We start from the raw sequence: 17966 nt of genomic DNA on the forward strand, positions 1-17966 counted from the left end.
TACAACTTATTCACATAGTGTATAGGCTGGCCGATTGTTTGATTATTGACATGTTTGTAAAGTTAGAAGAACAAACAGATAAAGATCACAACTTAGTGACCTCTATCTGAATCTTTAGGGCTTAATCCGCTATTGGTTGGTTATGAAGAGCAGCTGATCTCCATGGCTTTACCCCACTCAGGAGGTAGAGCCGCAAGGTATTCATAATCCGGGTGTTCCGCATAAGGGTCTGCCAGTACCACCATCAAAGCGTCAATATCGCTGCTATCACCGCGCTCTGCTTTGTCTATCGCTAGCTGAGCTAGGTAGTTTCTGAGGATGTATTTCGGGTTTACCTGTCTCATATTTTCGCAGCGCTCGACCACTGAGCTATCTTCCAATTCGCAGCGTTGTAAGTAGTTATCTACCCACAGTTTTGCTGCCTCTCGATCAATTATCAGATCAATCACTTCTTGTGGCGACAAGGTGTCTAGGTTCGATAGCGTTCTAAAGAACCTTGGGTAGTCGACTTTGTTTTGCGACATCAGCTCGAACATAGATTCAAACAAACGACTGTCGCCTTCTTGTTTCGAAAGTAGCCCCAACTTACGACGCATCATCTGACTAAAGTAACCGTTCATTTGCGGTTCGTACTGCTCTAAAGCCGCCTCTAAGTCGGCCTTATCCACCAGCGGAGAAAGTGAGTGAGCCAGTGCCGACAGGTTCCAAAGCCCTATTCTTGGCTGCTGGTTAAAAGCATAACGACCTTGGTAATCCGAGTGATTACAGATCAATCTTGGGTCATATTCATCAAGAAACGCGAACGGACCATAATCGAAAGTTTGCCCGATGATCGACATGTTATCGGTGTTCATCACGCCATGAGCAAAACCATTCGCTTGCCACAACGCAATCATCTCCGCGGTACGGTCAACAATCTGATTAAACATAGCAGCGTAGGGTTTCTCTTCATCGAGACACTCAGGGAAGTGCCATTCAATGACTTTATCGGCCAGCAACTTATGCTCAGCCAACTGATTGGTATAAAACAGATGTTCAAAGTGACCGAAACGGATGTGTGATTCGGCAGCACGCACCAACAATGCGCCCCACTCTTGCTTCTCTCGATATACCGGTGTGTCGCTGGTCATCATAGCCAACGCGCGAGTGGTTGGGATATTGAGCCCTGCCATCGCTTCGCTACATAAGTACTCACGAACGGTTGATCGAATAACAGCGCGTCCATCGCCCATACGTGAATAGGGCGTTTTACCGGCACCTTTAAGGTGTAAATCGAACGTTTCGCCACTTTTCGCGACAATTTGAGCTAATAACAGCCCTCTTCCATCACCTAAATCCGGGTTATAAGAACCAAACTGGTGGCCTGCGTATTTCATTGCTACAGGCGAAAACTGCTCAGGTTCAACATTGCCAGATAACGTTTCAAGCAATTCCTCGGAAGCATCATCAAATGACAAAAAACCGAGTTCATCCGCAAGCTTATGATTCCATGCGAGCCATTGGACATTGCTTAACGGAGTTGGTTGGATTGGGGTATAGAACAGTCGAGGTAATGCAGTAAATCGATTGTTAAATGAAATAGAATCCCAGACAGACATGAGAGATACACTGTAGATAAAAGATAACTTAAGATTATCACAGTTTCGTAACAACTTCAGAAGTGCGATGGCGCTTGTTTATAGAGGTAAGGTGATAAACCATTCCACAGGAAGAAAGTGTTGACTAGGAGTAAATTACTGGGGGATGCTTGCTAGAAGAAGATGACTAAGAAAAATTTAAGTGGCTAGCCTGATGAGAAAAGCCACATTTATAAGAGAAAGAGTTCTGACTTTGAAGACTTTTTAACAAGTGATTTCATAATAAAAACTAAAACTATAGAGCCATGAAGCTGACTACATTAGAGCAAGAATACCCACTAGAGAAAGGGTAGAGAAAATCCAAGTACGACTGATTACGCCAAAGTTACTGTGTTGAATCATTTCTTGATGCTGCATATGTCTCTCCTTGAGAACGTGATGGTGTAACTACAATATATCGGCTTTTCACTAAAAGCGGCAAGCACATTAATATTAACCTTTTATGACAGCATTAAGAATTTTCTGTAACTATTCAGTCCTCTGATAAATCAAAAATTTATGCTCGGCTTGTTGTCGAAAGCAGCGCACCAGCACCAATAAACACGCCCCCTGTAACACGATTGAAAACCTTAGCTCTGCCTTTCGCGAATAGCCAGTTTGACGACTTCGCACCTAAATACGCGTACACCAATAGCCAAGACAACTCCATCACAGCAAAGGTTAAAGCAAACACCGCAAACTGGGGAAGTAGAGCGAGTGACGGGTCGATAAACTGAGGGAAAAGTGCGGTAAAAAATAGAATCGCTTTCGGGTTACTCGCGCCAACAATAAAACCACTTAAGTAGTGTTGCACCGCGCTTTCTTTAACAGGTTGAGAATCGGTTTGTTGACTGGATAGATTGTCGTAATCTTGCTGGTTAGAACGTAAAGACTTCCAACCGAGGAAGATCAGATAAGCTGCACCAGTCCATTTTATGACATTAAATACCACTTCAGACGAAGCAATAATTACCCCTAGCCCGGTAAACGATAAAGTTAAAATACCAGTAATCGCAGTTAAGCTCCCCAAGGCAGTAAATATCGATAATTTAAAGCCAGATTGCACACCTTTGGTCATGCACAATAAAGAACTTGGTCCTGGTGATGCCGTTAAAATTAGCACCGCTAATAAATAATAAATCCATGTATCAAAGCTCATCGTGAATCCTCCTTAACTCACTAAAACGACTAAATATTAAACACCAATATGTAATAAGCCCTCATATTAATCAACTAAATATTGCGCTTAACGTCTTCGATATAAATGCAAACATCTTTAATCTAGGCAATAAAAAACGCCATGCATTGCTGCATGGCGTTTAAATAAAAACGTTTCAAATCGAACGTCTTACTAGATGTCAGGTTCTAAGCTTACAGCCCTAAGATAGGGGCACTAACCTAATAATTGAAACCTAGTCTTTGTAGATAGAGAACTCATCAGCGCAAGCAACAAGCTGCTCACGAGTGATCATGAATACGCCATGACCACCGTTAGAGAATTCAATCCAAGTGAATGGAATCTCTGGGTACTGATCCATCATATGAACCATTGAGTTACCAACTTCACAGATAAGAATACCGTCGTCAGTTAGGTAGTCTGGTGCATTAGCTAAGATGCGACGAACCAATTTCAGACCGTCTGTACCCGCTGCTAGGCCAAGTTCTGGCTCGTGAGTAAACTCATCTGGCAGGCTGTTCATATCTTCTTCGTCCACGTAAGGTGGGTTAGATACGATCAGGTTGTATTTCTCTTTTGGCAAATCACGGAAAAGATCTGAACGGATTGGGAACACTTGCTGCTCCATGCCGTGATCTTGAACGTTCTGCTCTGCAACTTGCAATGCGTCAGTAGAGATATCAATCGCATCTACTTCAGCGTCTGGGAATGCGTGAGCACAAGCAATAGCGATACAACCACTACCCGTACACATATCCATGATGCGAGTTGGCTCTTCAGTTAACCAAGGTTGGAATTGAGCTTCGATCAGCTCACCAATTGGAGAACGAGGCACAAGAACGCGCTCATCAACGAAGAACTCAAGACCACAGAACCAAGCTTTGTTGGTTAGGTAAGCCGTTGGTGTACGATCATTAATACGCTTGATTACGCGCTCAACAATACGTAGACGTTCGCTGCTCGTTAGACGAGAGTTCATCACATGCGAAGGAACATCAATCGGCAGATAAAGAGTAGGTAAGATAAGTTGTACTGCCTCATCCCACGCGTTATCAGTGCCGTGACCATAAAATAGGCCCGCTGCGTTAAAGCGGCTAACAGTCCAACGAATCACATCTTGAAGCGTGTGTAGTTCTGATACCGCTTCTTCTACAAAAATCTTATCCAAAATTGTCTCCGAAAAGCGCTACAATACTGCTAATTACGTTTCTAATTAGAATTCATAACCTGATGAGCAAAAAAGACACCGACTTCGATGACGATTTCGCCCTGTTCAACGATGCAGTAAAGGGCGTTAAAAAGTTGCAACAGGATACCATAGTCCAGCAGCCAAAAAGAAATGCCAAGCAAAAAGAAATTACTCGAACGGCAAGACAAGCCAGTGATAGCGAGTTTTATTTCTCGGATGAGTTCATTCCGCATCTTAGCGAAGACGGTCCGACGCGTTATGCGCGTGATGATGTCTCTAAATATGAGGTCAAGCGCCTCCGTCGTGGTGTCTACGTGCCTGACGTGTATCTCGATATGCATGGTATGACTCAACAAGAAGCCAAACGTGAGCTTGGCGCGATGATTGCGCACTGCGTGAAAGAGAGCGTGGCGTGTGCCTGTGTTCAACACGGTATCGGTAAACACATCCTTAAACAGAAGGTGCCTTTGTGGTTAGCACAGCACCCAGACGTGATGGCTTTCCACCAAGCGCCGTTAGAGTTTGGCGGCAATGGCGCGCTGTTAGTCTTGCTTTCGGTTCCTGAGAAGTAATTCTGGTTAACAAACTCTCTCTCACCAAAAAACAACAAAGGGCATCCCAATCATATTGAGATGCCCTTTCTAATTGTCTGCAACTTTGTCATCAAACAGAGCTCAACGAGCTTATGGATTGATGTTCCAAAGCAACTCACCTTTTTGTGTCTCAAGGTTGAAGTCGATACACGCTAGGCCCGAAGTGGGAAACATAGGCGGCGCCATGCCTGTTGCAAACTCTGCAGTTAGGTAGCCAACTAGGGGTAAATGAGAAACAAATAAAATGGTCTCTAGTTTTTCTACTTCAGCCATTGCTAAGGTCAAATCAAACACATCGTCGGACATTCCATAAGGCGTAATATCATCACAGGTTTCTACTTTCTTTCCAGAAAACGCCTGAGAGATCTCTAACCACGTTTCTTGTGCCCTTAAATATGGGCTCACCAGCACTTTATCGAATTGACTAATCCCCTGCTCATTTGCAGCTTGTGCCACTGCAAGAGAAGCCATTTTCCCGCGCTTGGTCAACGCTCGTTCTGCATCCGAATCCGCAAAATGCTCTGCTTCACCGTGGCGCATAATGAATATTTTCATGTTCAATCCTGTCTTCGTAACATGTCGAAAGTCGATATATCCCATATATCAGCGAAACGCTACTTAGGTTTGGCTCTCAATCCAGAGAAACCGCAGTCAATATAAATAATTATATCAAGTCACTTGCCAAAGAGTTCGACTTTCTTAACAATCTTGTTAAAAGAAAATAAATTACTGATAAAAATCGATAAAAGTGATTTAGAAATCGCCAAAAAGCACTTCATATCCCAAAATATGATCACAAGGTTTGCACGCCGAATCATCGGGTACATAATTTAAAAACCACCTTCTCTGGAGATGCTCCTGTGCACTTAAGCCCAAATGATGAACATCAATACCGCTACATAACCTTAAATAACGGGTTACGTGTACTGTTAGTTCAGGATCAAAATGCTCAAAAAGCAGCAGCCGCATTAGCCGTCAATGTGGGGCATTTTGATGACCCTACAGACCGAGAGGGTTTAGCTCACTACTTAGAGCATATGCTATTTTTGGGAACTGAAAAGTATCCAAAGGTCGGAGAGTTCCAAAGTTTTATCAGCCAGCATGGCGGTAGCAACAACGCTTGGACAGGAACAGAGCACACCTGCTTCTTTTTTGATGTTGAATTGAATGCCTTTGAAACCGCACTCGATCGCTTCAGCCAATTTTTTACCGCTCCCCTTTTCAACGAAGAAGCGTTAGACAAAGAACGCCAAGCCGTTGACTCCGAATACAAGATGAAACTCAACGACGACTCACGACGCTTGTACCAAGTTACCAAAGAACTGGTGAATCACAATCACCCATTCTCGAAGTTTTCTGTCGGTAATATCGATACGTTGGGCGACAGAAACGGCGAGACGATTCGACAAGAGATCTTGGCTTTCCACCAGCAACAATACTCTGCTGACTTGATGACACTGACACTGTCTGGCAATCAGTCGTTAGATGAGATGCAAAGCTGGGTTGAGGATCGCTTTAGCTCAATCACCAATCACAACCTACAAGGCAAAAAGGTTGAAGTTCCGATTGTCGGCGAGTTAAGTACGGGTGTACAAGTCCGCGTTGAGCCGATTAAAGAAGTGCGCAAACTGATCTTAACCTTCCCGATGCCAAGCATGGACGAACACTACGGCGTTAAGCCTTTGTCGTTCTTTGCCCACCTTTTAGGTTACGAAGGTGAAGGCAGTTTGATGATGCAACTCAAAGAGAAAGGCTGGATAACATCTCTCTCTGCAGGTGGTGGCGCGAGTGGCAGTAACTACCGTGATTTCACAGTCAGTTGCTCATTGACCATAGAAGGTTTAACCAAAACCGATAACATCATCCAAGCGATATTTCAGTACATCAAGTTAGTCGAACAACAAGGCATAGAAGAGTGGCGCTACCTAGAAAAACGCGCCGTTTTAGAGTCTGCTTTCCGCTTTCAAGAGCCAGCAAGACCGCTTGATGTGGTCAGCCACCTTGTTATCAACATGCAGCACTACCAAGAGCAAGATGTGGTGTATGGCGATTACAAAATGTCGCATTTCGATGACGAATTACAGCGTGCTTTGCTGCCTTACTTAACCGTCGACAACATGCGGGCAACCATTGTTGCTCAGGGATTCGAGTATGACAGGGAAGCGAAGTGGTACTTTACGCCCTACTCGGTCACACCTTTTAGCGCTGAACAAGTTCAATGCTTTACGTGCATTAACCCCGGTTGGCAGTTTGAACTCCCAAGCAAAAACCCGTTTATTTGCTACGATCTAGACCCGACTGAACTCGAAGGTGACGCTAAGTTCCCACAACTGTTAGAAGAGCTCGATGGTTTTAAGCTATGGCATCTGCAAGACCATCAATTCCGGGTGCCAAAAGGTGTGGTGTATGTTGCTATCGATAGCCCGCACTCAGTCGCTAGCCCAAGAAATATCGTTAAAACACGCTTGTGTGTAGAAATGTTCTTAGACTCACTCGAAAAAGATACGTATCAGGCTGAAATCGCCGGAATGGGCTACAACATGTACACCCATCAGGGCGGTGTAACGCTCACTCTGTCCGGGTTTAGCGAGAAACAGCCACAACTGCTCAATATGATTCTTGAACGTTTCCAAGCACGCGACTTTAGTCCAACACGCTTCGAAACCATCAAGCATCAATTGCTCAGAAACTGGAACAACGCGTCGCAAGATCGCCCTATTTCGCAGTTGTTTAATGCAATGACTGGGATACTTCAACCAAATAACCCGCCCTATTCCGTGTTAATTGAAGCCCTAGAAACGATAGAGGTCGATGAGCTCTCCTCTTTTGTTCAAGCAATCTTGGCGGAACTTCATGTTGAGATGTTTGTGTATGGCGACTGGAAAAAAGCCGATGCACACAAGATGGCTGAAACGCTAAAAGATGCACTGCGTGTTCAAGATCAGGCTTACGAAGAATCACTGCGTCCGCTCATCATGCTCGGTGAAAACGGCAGCTTCCAACGTGAAGTGGTGTGTAACCAAGATGATTCAGCAATTGTGGTTTATTACCAATGCCCTGATATTTCACCTAAAAATATCGCGCTGTATTCATTGGCAAACCATTTGATGTCGGCCACTTTCTTCCATGAGATACGAACCAAGCAGCAGCTAGGTTACATGGTCGGTACTGGCAATATGCCGCTCAACCGACACCCTGGTATTGTGTTGTATGTGCAATCACCGAATGCCGCCCCTGCTGACTTGTTAGCTTCAATAGATGAGTTCCTCAATGCCTTTTACATGGTGCTGTTGGAGCTTAACGACTATCAATGGCACAGCAGTAAGCGCGGTCTCTGGAATCAGATTTCGGCACCAGATACGACTTTGCGAGGGCGAGCTCAGCGCTTATGGGTTGCGATAGGCAATAAGGATGTTGAGTTCAACCAGAGAGAGCGCGTATTGGAAGACCTTAAGGGGTTAACTCGCTCAGACATGATGCGTTTTGTGGTTAGCCAGCTAAAACCACGCACGGCAAATCGCCTGATTATGCATGCTCACGGTAATGCTCATAATGAGGAAGAGAAGCTGTCAGCAGGTGTTGAAATTGGCTCTATTGATGAGTTTCAGTTACGCCCGAAAGATACTGAGCTAGGCTGATAAAGCTGGAATGAAAATCATAAGGTTGATGTGAAAGCATCAACCTTTTTTATTGGATGCAGTCCAAAAGCAGATCTCCTATTACGCTCCTTCGTCGCTTTAGGAGATGACGGTAGTTTTGATTGACGTGTGTTTGACCACCTTTCTAATCAACGCAATAACTTACTTTTTATCTCTCAATCATCATTCCCGAGAAGGAGGAACGACTGAGTCGGGAATCTCATTCCTTTCACACTCGTTCATAAAACAGAAAAGCCCGCATCAATTGCTTGATACGGGCTTCTTAATCAATGAGTTAGAGAGTTACTTGTAGAAAGACTCACCCAATCCAGCACGTGTCAGTAGGCCATCACATGGCGCGAAACGATCACCGTACTTCTTAGCGAAATCGTTCATCATCTCAACCAGTGACTTAATGCCGATTTGATCCATATAACGGAACGGACCACCTAGGAATGGCGGGAAACCGATACCGAAAATCGCACCGATATCACCATCACGAGGGCTGCGGATAATGCCGTCGTCTAGACAACGAACCGCTTCGTTTAGCATAGGTAACACACAGCGCATCGCGATATCGTTATCGCTCAACTTAGGATCTGGTTGCAGCTTAAGCAGCTTGTAAACTGACTTATCCACTTCCTTCTTCTTGCCTTTGTAAGTGTAGAAACCTTTACCACTCTTGCGGCCTTTACGATTGTCATTCAAAAGAATATCGAACACATCAGGACCTTGGAAACGATCGCCAAGCTCATTCACTAAAATCGGAATGATCTTCGCACCGATATCAACACCCACCTCATCTAATAAAGTGATAGGACCAACCGGGAAACCGAAGTCCAATAACGTGCTGTCGAGCTTTTCAATCGGCTCGTTCGCTAGCAGTAAATGCGCTGCTTCGTTCATGTACGGAGCAAGAATACGGTTCACATAAAAACCAGCCGTGTCTTTCACAACAATCGGCGTTTTACCTTGCTTCTTCGCTAATGCAACAACCGTAGAAATCGTCTCTTCTGACGTAGTTTCATGAGGGATAACTTCTACTAGCGGCATTTTTTCGGCTGGGCTGAAGTAGTGAAGACCGACCACGTTTTCTGGTCGCTGCGCCTTCTCCGCAATCTTATGGATCGGCAATGAAGACGTATTCGTCGCGAAAATAGTCTCTGGCTTGGCATTGGCTTCGATGTCCGCAACCATTGACTGCTTAAGGTCGAGGTCTTCAAATACCGCTTCAATCACCACATCGGTGTGATTAAAGCTCGTAAAGTCGATACCACCAGACAGTTGAAGCATCTTACTTTCAAGGCCCGCTCGGCTCAGAATGCGACGCTTACGCTGCTTATCGAACAACTTGAAGTTGTAGTTAAGCGCGTTCAGTACACCTTCATTTGATACGTCTTTAATGCGTACAGGCACTTTCGCCTTAGCAACACTGACATGGCTGATGCCTGCGCCCATAAGACCACCGCCTAGCACACCAACACGCTTAACCGCTTTGGGTTCTGCGTCTGCGCCGTGTTCTTTTTTCATTTCCGTGGTTGCAAAGAAAATCGAACGAAGGGCTTTAGACTCTGAAGTCATAACCAGTTCTGAGAAACGCTTCGCTTCATACTGAAGACCTTTATCAAAGCCGTTCTCAAGGCCATAACGAATCACGTCTAAAATCGCATCCGCTGCTGGGTAATTGCCGCGTGTTTTCTGATTGGTCTTCTTAGAAGCTTGTTCAAAAATCACTTTACGACCAAGGCCGTTACGTGAAATCAGCTTTTCTTTGGTCGACGCTTGGCTTTTCGACGCAAGGCGCTTACCTTTTTTACTGCCCGTATTCTTTTCAACAAAGCTTTTAGCGACTTCAAGCAGGATAGTTTCAGGCACACAAGCATCGACAACACCGAGCGATTTCGCTTTCTTAGCGCGCAGTTGCTTACCCGTAAGGATTAGGTCAAGAGATGGCAACAAACCAATAAGGCGAGGTAGACGCTGTGTACCGCCAGAGCCTGGTAACAGACCTAACTGTACTTCTGGCAGACCAACGCGAGTCTTATCTGAATCGGTACATACACGGTAATCACACGCCAGTGCAAGCTCTAAACCACCACCTAAACATGGGCCGTGAATCGCTGCGACTACTGGGTACGGTAGTTCAGAAAGCGTTTGGAACATCTCCTGCCCTTGGCGAGCCAGAGACTGTGCTTCGTCAGCCGTTTTACACGCATCAAGCATTCTTACATCAGCACCAGCGATAAAGTTATCTGGCTTAAGAGAATGAACGATTAGGCCCTTAACTCGGCTTTGCTTTTCTTTGAGTTGCTCGAAGATGGCTTTCATTTCTTCAGCAAAAGCCGCTTGCAGCGTGTTCATTTTCTCGTTTGGTACATCAATCGCTAACCAAGCAATATCTTGCTCATCGATATTGAGAGTAAATGCTGTCGCTTTCTTTTTGGTTGATTCAGTCGCAGAGGTTGAATCTGGTTGAGCGACTGTTTCTTTTTCTGTTGTTGCATCAAGAGTCGTAGACATTATTCTACCTCCAAGATCATTGCTGCACCTAAACCACCAGCCGCACACGCTGTGTTCAATGCCAAGCCGCCACCGCGACGTTTCAGTTCACGTAATGTTTGAGTCATCATGCGCGCGCCAGTCGCTGCAAACGGATGTCCGTAAGCAATCGAGCTACCCAGCACGTTGAACTTCTCCATATCAATCTCACCGATCGCTTTGTCGCGGCCAAGATTCTTCTGTGCAAACTCATCGCTCGCGAACATTTTAACGTTAGCCAAAACTTGGGCAGCGAATGCTTCATGCATCTCGATCAGTATAAGGTCTGACAACTCTAAACCGGTGTTCTTTAATACTTGTGAGGTCGCGTAAGTCGGGCCCATCAACATATCTGTTTCAACACCAATCGCTGAGAACGCATAACCACGAATATAACCAAGCACTTCTAAGCCTAGTTCTTTCGCTTTACCTTCGCGCATCAACATCACTGCTGCACCGCCATCAGTCAGTGGCGTAGCATTGGCTGCCGTTACACTGCCGTACTTTCTATCAAAAGCAGGACGTAGCTTGGCGTATCCTTCAACCGTTGAGTCGTGGCGAATGTTGTTGTCTTCCGCTAGATACTTTTTGTAAGGTGCCGGGAATGCCGTCATCACTTCGTCTTTAATCTTGCCTTCTTTCCATGCCTGAGAAGCCAAAGAGTGAGAACGGTGAGCAAGTGCGTCTTGAGCTTCGCGAGTAATACCATGCGTCTTAGCCATTTGCTCAGCCGTTTGTCCCATGGATAAACCGGTCGAGTACTCTGCAACTGCAGGTGGTACTGGCATCAAATCTTTTACGGAAAGCGTTTTAAGAATCTTCAGCTTTTGACCCATAGTTTTCGTTTTACTCAGCGCTAATAGATTTGCCGCTAACTTTTTCGAAACACCGATAGGCAATACAGAAGAAGAGTCCGCACCGCCCGCAATACCGACATCAATCGTGCCAGCCATAATGCTTTCGGTCACGTTAACTGCCGCTTGGAAGCTGGTCGCACATGCTCGTGTGACACTGTAGGCATCGGTATTGATGTTCATGCCTGTGCCCAACACGATTTCACGCGCAATGTTCGGCGCTTCTGGCATTTGCACTACTTGGCCGAACACAACTTGTTCGATAAGCGCAGGATCGACATCCGTTCTTGCAAGCATTTCGCTCACAACCATTTTGCCTAGGTCAACCGCAGGCACTTGGCTAAATTCTGTGCTCTGACGAGCAAATGGGGTTCGTAATCCAGCGACAACGGCAACACGTTCTCCAGAACGCGTTTTGACTTCCTGTTTGCCCATGGTTTCTCCTTAAAGTTAAGAGGTCTGACCTGAAGTATTGTAAAGAAGTTGTTAATTAAATCAAACGAGCGTTTAAATAAACGTGATACGAGTATCTCACTGTTTGAAAATATAACTGCGCATTCAGGCGAACCTTTTTGGGGGAAAGGTTGTCGTAAGAGACTAAACTATTGTAAGCAAAGACTGTTATCGCTGTGTAGGGAATGGTTTTCTTGAGGCAAAAAAAAACCACACAAAGCTGTGTGGTCGGAATGTATATAAAGCAATTAACTTAGCGCCAATTGAAATAATCAGTTTCCTGATTAGGAGAAAGTAAAGTCAGCCTTCAAAAGGAAGTGTCGTCTTGCTCAACATGCTAGCCACGAATGACTAACTAGACGACAAGGTGTACTATAACGAGTTCGAGGCCTTAGATTTTGAAGTAGATCAATTTTAATGTGATTTTACGATTTCCTGCCGATCGTTAGCTCTAAAAATATAAAAACGAAGCACAACGTATAGAGGACAGCTATACGCAGAGCAATTATGGAGGCTCGTGTGTCAATAATAAAAATGTTTGGAAAGAAAACAGCCAAGCGTCCGGTCAACTCTGATATGGACAAACAAAGAAAATACGAAGCACTTGTGCGCGCCTATCATCGTGACCTCTTTCGCTACGCCTATTGGTTATGCAAAGACAAAAGCATTGCCGAAGACTTAGTTCAAGAAACTTGCCTTCGTGCATGGAAGTCACTCGATAGCCTTCAAGATGAAAAAGCCGCCAAATCTTGGCTGATTACCATCTTGAGACGCGAGAACGCTCGACGTTTTGAACGCAAACAGTTTGATCTGGTTGATATCGACGATCACGGTAACGATGCTAGTGTCAGTGATGACCCGCACCATCAGCATCAGTGGTTGCAAGCCCAGATCATGAAACTTGAAATTGATTACCGTGAACCTCTCTTCTTGCAAGTGATTGGTGGTTTTAGTGGTGATGAGATTGCCGATATTCTCGATCTCAACAAAAACACGGTGATGACACGTTTATTCAGAGCTCGAAATCAGTTGAAAGAGCTGTTGGATACAGAAGAGGCAGAGAGGGGGCAACATAATGGATGATTTGGAATTTCGTCGTCGTGTATTGTCGGAACCTAAACAACGTACACAAGATATTGTTGATGCGACCGCGAATAGCGAAGCCAATAGTAACTTCTTAGACGATGTACTAGCGCTTGATAAACAGATCCACTCTGCGATGAATGTGGATGTGCCAGACGATCTTGCTGATCGTATTCTGTTCAATCAGACCTCAAGCGAAGAAAGCAAAGTAGTAAGGCCAACGTTTGCGAGACGAGCAATGGCAATGGCCGCCTCAGTAGCATTCGTTGCAGGTTTATTAGTTGGCCAAGTGAATTGGGGAAATGCATTCGTTTCACCTGCGCAAGCTAGTTTAGTTGATACAGCGATGAAGCATGTTGTTGATGAGAAGAGCTTTGTTAGTAGCATCGATGAACAGGTTACATCGCAGCAGATCAACGCAAAAATGAACCCATTTGCTTTTCAGTTTGATGACGCTTTCCCTTACCATGTTTATTACCTAAACCACTGTGGCTTTGGTAAATCCAACGCAGTACATATGGTCTTCCAAGGCGCAAAAGGCAAAGTAACACTGTTTTTAACCGGTATTCCAACAGACAAACCTATCGATTTTGATGAAAAAGGCATGTCCGGCTCGGTAACACCCGTAGATGGCAGCAGCTTAATCCTTGTGGGTGAAAATGGTGAGGATGTTTCCAAAATCGCCGAAAAGCTGACAAAAATGATCAAACCAATGAGCTGATTCGCTCTTAAAGCCCCGTCACAAAAGGCCCAGCAATTATATTACTGATATTGCTGGGCTTTATTTATAAATAAACCACAAAACCATTCACACCACCAATATCTCTAGAGTTAAAACTCTAAAAAACAGCATTTCACACCATTTTCGTGCCAGATAGGCGTCATTTCCATAATTTTCCACTCAAAATTCCCAATGGTCGGATTTGTATATCGTATACTTGCGAATAGGATCAGCCACCATTGAGCAATTGCTCAAATTAATCGCCCTGTAGAGGCGGATATATAAAGGAATAAATGAATGACTACCAACAACACGCGTCTGTTTAAAAAGTCTCTTTTAGCAGTAACAATTACACTGGCGTCTTCGCAAGCGATGGCAGCAGGTTTCCAACTTAACGCACAATCAGCTACCGGTATCGGCCGTGCTTTCGCTGGTGATGCAGTAATCGCAGATAACGCGTCAGTAATGGCACGTAACCCTGCAGCAATGGCACTATTTGACAAAACTGAGCTTTCGCTTGGTTTTGAAAGCATTACTTCAATGATTGAAGTAAACGATGCTGAATACAATATTAATGGCAGTCCAATTCCGGTTGCCGACACGGATGATGTTGGTGATACATCTATCGCGCCAAATATCCACCTTATCGTTCCAGTAAATGATAAATTCGCTTGGGGTGTTAATGCGTACTCAAACTTCGGTACTAAGACAGAGTTTGATGATAGTTATACTGCAGCTGAATACGGCGGCTTAACAGATGTTCAGAGCATTAACTTTGGCCTTGCTGGTTCATACCGACTGAATAAACAATGGAGCTTTGGTGCAGGTTTAGACCTTATTTACGGTCAAGGCACCATGAAAAGAGAAACTAGTGCAGCTCTAGGTGTAGCTAGTGGCGGTTTAGTTCCTGCCGGAACAACATTAGTCGATGTTGATGAGGCTGATGGTTGGGCTGTGGGCTTCAATGTTGGTACTGTATATGAACTAGACGAAAACAACCGCTTCGGCTTAGCTTACCGCTACAGTCCAGAGATCACAGCTAAAGATGATAAAGGCCAAGAAATCACCTTACCTTTACCTGATATCGCTGAATTCTCGGGTTACCACAAAATCGAAGATACTAAATTCGCAGTTCACTACTCTGTACAATGGATTGGTTGGGGTGCATTCGATCAAATCGACTTTGAAAACTTACAAGGCTCACCTCTTGGCTCGTCGTATGCGAAACAATACCAATGGCAAGATGGCTGGCACTACGCTATTGGTGGTACATACTACCTAAACTCTGATTGGACTCTTCGTGCAGGTTACATGTACGACACAAGTGCACAGGATGAACTGACTTCAATTTCTGTTCCAGATTCTGATCGTCAATGGTTCTCTGCTGGTTTCACATACCACATTGACACAGTTTCTAATGTTGACTTCGGCTTCACATACCTAATGGGTGATGATGTAGATGTATCAGAAACTACGCCAGTCGCTCCTGGGCTTTCAACCGGTGTTAACGCAACAACACATGCTGATGCAATCCTGATGGGTCTGCAGTACAGCCGTAGCTTCTAATATAAGCTAATAATTTATCCCCAAAGGGTCGCATTATGCGACCCTTTTTTATTACCTAAACCACTGACCCACTTCAATTTAAGCTTACAACTGTAGCCTGCAAGGTCAATATATGACTACAAGTGTACGCTCAAACTTCGCAACACAGCCGAAACATTTAGATTATTTCTCTAATAATTAAACACATTTACTCATTAAATCCCTAAAACACTGTTTTATTCGAATTTCATTTTTAAAGTAATGACTCTAAAAGTAGAATCACGCCACTAAATACTTATGATTCAGCGAACATAATAATGAAAATGAATAAGACTCTTCTATCTGCTGCTGTGGCAGTTGGACTACTTTCGACTTCTACCGTCACTCACGCGGCAGGTTTTCAACTAGCAGAATACTCGGCAACAGGCCTAGGCCGCGCATACGCTGGTGAAGCAGCAATCGCAGACAACGCTGGTTCACAATGGCGTAACCCTGCCCTTCTTACTTATCTAGAAGGCACACAGGTCTCTGTTGGTGCTATCTATGTTGACCCGAACATTGATATCGATGGCACATCAACATCGATGCTAGGTAATAAAACATCATCTAGTTCCAGTGATTTTGCACATAGTGCTGTTATCCCAAATTTTTACATCTCTCATAAGTACAACGATAAGTTTGCATTAGGCTTTGCTGCTGGAACAAACTACGGAATGGAAACTAACTTAGGTACTGACTTTGGCGGTGCAAACCATGGTAATGAAGCTAGCGTTATCAGCATGGAATTAAACCTTAATGCTGCTTACCAAGTATTAGACAATGTGTCTGTTGGCGGCGGTATTCGCTATGTGATGGCGGAAGGTAGCTTTGGTGCTGTTTCTACTAAGAACTCATTAGTACCATCTGTGCCTGCAGGAACAACTTTGAAGTACATGGAAGGCGACGATACCGCCTTAGGTTGGCAGGTTGGTACCGCATGGCAAATTAATGAAAACCACCGCATAGGTTTTGCTTACAAATCTGAAGTGGATTTAACCCTAGAGGGTCATGCTAAAGGTGTGGCATTTGATCAAGAAGCAGCTGTTGTAAAACCTAAATATAAAGGTTCAATGGATCTTGCTCTTCCTGCAACTGCAGAAATTGCAAGCTTTCATAAATTAACAGATAAAGTTGCAGTGCATGCAAGTATCAACTGGACAAACTGGAGCAGCTTTAAAGAACTGGTAGCTGACATCCCTGAGTTTACCGATAGCTCCCAAGATATCAAAGAAGAAAACTGGGAAGATAACTACCGCTTTGCGATTGGTACGACTTACCAAATGACGCCTAAGTTAGCTCTACGCTCTGGTATCGCATACGATACTTCAGCGGTAAGCGATGAGCACCGTACGGCAACGATCCCAGAAACAGACCGCACTTGGTTAAGCATTGGTGCTGGATATCAATGGTCTGAGCAACTAACTCTAGATGCTGGCTTCACTTACATTCTAGCTAAAGACGCAAAAATGGTCGAAGATGACGCAAGTTCTGCGCCATTTGGTGGTGACTTCGAAGGTGAAGTAACTGGTAGCATCTGGCTAGTGGGTATCCAAGCGAACTACCGCTTCTAGTCTACCGCCCTAAAAGTAGAAAATATTAAAAAGGCTCGATGTTGCATCAACATCGAGCCTTTCTTTTATCGGTTCTCTAAATCGTGTTTCTAGTAATCTTCTAGATAACCATCGATGAAATCTTCCTCTTCAAGGTCGACCTCTTCAGGTTCTATCTCGGCTTTGAAATCACGACGTTGAATGTAAACATCACGCGTTAATGCATATGGATCAGGAGAGTTATCCAACAGCGCCTCTTGTGACACTAACTGAGCACGTGTTTCCATGCCTTCAAATGCCCACTTGCCTAAGCTTGCCCAGAAGTTCAAGAAAGACAGAGGCACATACATACCATCAACGGTTTCAGTCACTTCGCGCGTTGTTAGTGGACCATAACCCGGTACCATGAAGTACGGACCGTTCCCTACCCCGTAATGACCAATCGCATCAGAGAACGACTTATCATCGTACTTGGTGATCCCAGCTTCGCTAGCAATATCGATTAAGCCTAACAAACCAATCGTTGAGTTAATCCAAAAACGATTGAAATGGTCGAGTGCTTTTTCACCATTGCCCATAATAAGGTTATTCACCATGCTTGATGGTTCGTCTAAGTTGGCTAGGAAATTGGAGATACCAGAACGCACTGGCACAGGGGTGTAGTCAACATAAGCGAGGGAAACAGGGCGAACTAAGTAAGGATCTAGATATTCGTAGTTGATATTCCACATCGCTCGGTTGAAACCTTCAAAAGGATCATTGGAGTGGGACTCTTCGACGTATTCAGAGGTTTCGAGGTTATCATCGTCAACACTTTCGTCCGGCGCGCTTGAACACCCAACCGTTAAGCTTGCGATAAAAAGTAAACTCGAGAGTCTTAAAACACTGACAGACATATCACCTTTTCCATAAGGAATTCAAATAATAAAAAAGGCCAGCAATCGCTGGCCTCAATTGTTTGGCTAAGTCT

At 44.5% G+C, this 17966-nt stretch carries 13 protein-coding genes; 6 read left to right on the forward strand and 7 right to left on the reverse strand.

The genetic code is table 11. The features are described 5' to 3' along the window. Positions 1-140: 140 nt before the first annotated feature. The 3 genes from LMH68_RS03560 to prmB all read right to left on the reverse strand — a co-directional run bounded on the left by LMH68_RS03560 (position 141) and on the right by prmB (position 3961). The gene (locus LMH68_RS03560; RefSeq protein ID WP_065583674.1) at positions 141-1598 is read right to left on the reverse strand and encodes a protein adenylyltransferase SelO; all 1458 of its coding nucleotides are present in this window, start codon (positions 1596-1598) and stop codon (positions 141-143) included. Between the two features lie 535 nt (positions 1599-2133). Continuing rightward, the gene (locus LMH68_RS03565; RefSeq protein WP_229647700.1) at positions 2134-2775 is read right to left on the reverse strand and encodes a LysE family translocator; all 642 of its coding nucleotides are present in this window, start codon (positions 2773-2775) and stop codon (positions 2134-2136) included. A 253-nt stretch (positions 2776-3028) separates the two neighbouring features. Further along, a complete protein-coding gene (gene prmB, locus LMH68_RS03570) occupies positions 3029-3961 on the reverse strand; it encodes a 50S ribosomal protein L3 N(5)-glutamine methyltransferase (protein ID WP_017060640.1) in 933 nt (310 codons plus the stop codon). A 62-nt stretch (positions 3962-4023) separates the two neighbouring features. On the opposite strand from prmB, the gene smrB reads away from it, so the two are divergent. Then, positions 4024-4554, forward strand: coding sequence for an endonuclease SmrB (gene smrB / locus LMH68_RS03575; RefSeq protein ID WP_017064096.1), 531 nt, complete (start codon positions 4024-4026; stop codon positions 4552-4554). Between the two features lie 111 nt (positions 4555-4665). Here the strand turns inward: smrB and sixA are convergent, their stop codons facing one another. Beyond that, positions 4666-5130 (reverse strand): phosphohistidine phosphatase SixA, encoded by a 465-nt coding sequence (gene sixA, locus LMH68_RS03580; RefSeq protein WP_019824826.1) that lies wholly within the window; start codon positions 5128-5130, stop codon positions 4666-4668. A gap of 305 nt (positions 5131-5435) precedes the next feature. On the opposite strand from sixA, the gene LMH68_RS03585 reads away from it, so the two are divergent. Then, positions 5436-8213: an insulinase family protein gene (locus LMH68_RS03585; protein WP_229647699.1), complete on the forward strand. Its 2778-nt coding sequence runs from the start codon at positions 5436-5438 to the stop codon at positions 8211-8213. Between the two features lie 303 nt (positions 8214-8516). On the opposite strand, the gene fadJ is transcribed toward LMH68_RS03585, so the two are convergent. Both fadJ and fadI read right to left on the reverse strand, forming a co-directional pair. Beyond that, the gene (gene fadJ, locus LMH68_RS03590; RefSeq protein ID WP_102332825.1) at positions 8517-10733 is read right to left on the reverse strand and encodes a fatty acid oxidation complex subunit alpha FadJ; all 2217 of its coding nucleotides are present in this window, start codon (positions 10731-10733) and stop codon (positions 8517-8519) included. Continuing rightward, the gene (fadI, locus tag LMH68_RS03595) at positions 10733-12040 is read right to left on the reverse strand and encodes an acetyl-CoA C-acyltransferase FadI (RefSeq protein WP_229647698.1); all 1308 of its coding nucleotides are present in this window, start codon (positions 12038-12040) and stop codon (positions 10733-10735) included. The genes fadJ and fadI overlap by 1 nt, the downstream gene beginning before the upstream one ends. Positions 12041-12592: 552 nt before the next feature. Between fadI and LMH68_RS03600 the strand changes: the two genes are divergently transcribed. From LMH68_RS03600 to LMH68_RS03615, 4 genes are all read left to right on the forward strand, one after another. Then, complete coding sequence (locus LMH68_RS03600; protein WP_017060646.1) at positions 12593-13141, forward strand: sigma-70 family RNA polymerase sigma factor; 549 nt, start codon at positions 12593-12595, stop codon at positions 13139-13141. Then, entirely contained in the window at positions 13134-13862 is a 729-nt protein-coding gene (locus LMH68_RS03605) for a DUF3379 domain-containing protein (RefSeq protein WP_017060647.1), read from the forward strand. Before LMH68_RS03600 ends, LMH68_RS03605 begins: the two co-directional genes overlap by 8 nt. Before the next feature lie 297 nt (positions 13863-14159). After that, positions 14160-15428: an outer membrane protein transport protein gene (locus LMH68_RS03610; RefSeq protein WP_069597167.1), complete on the forward strand. Its 1269-nt coding sequence runs from the start codon at positions 14160-14162 to the stop codon at positions 15426-15428. Positions 15429-15724: 296 nt separating this feature from the next. Continuing rightward, the gene (locus LMH68_RS03615) at positions 15725-17017 is read left to right on the forward strand and encodes an outer membrane protein transport protein (protein WP_229647697.1); all 1293 of its coding nucleotides are present in this window, start codon (positions 15725-15727) and stop codon (positions 17015-17017) included. An 89-nt stretch (positions 17018-17106) separates the two neighbouring features. Here the strand turns inward: LMH68_RS03615 and LMH68_RS03620 are convergent, their stop codons facing one another. Further along, positions 17107-17892, reverse strand: a complete 786-nt coding sequence (locus LMH68_RS03620) for a VacJ family lipoprotein (RefSeq protein WP_229647696.1) — start codon at positions 17890-17892, stop codon at positions 17107-17109. Between the last annotated feature and the right edge of the window lie 74 nt (positions 17893-17966).

It is taken from the genome of Vibrio sp. F13 (assembly GCF_020806305.2).
Taxonomy (GTDB): domain Bacteria; phylum Pseudomonadota; class Gammaproteobacteria; order Enterobacterales; family Vibrionaceae; genus Vibrio; species Vibrio crassostreae_C.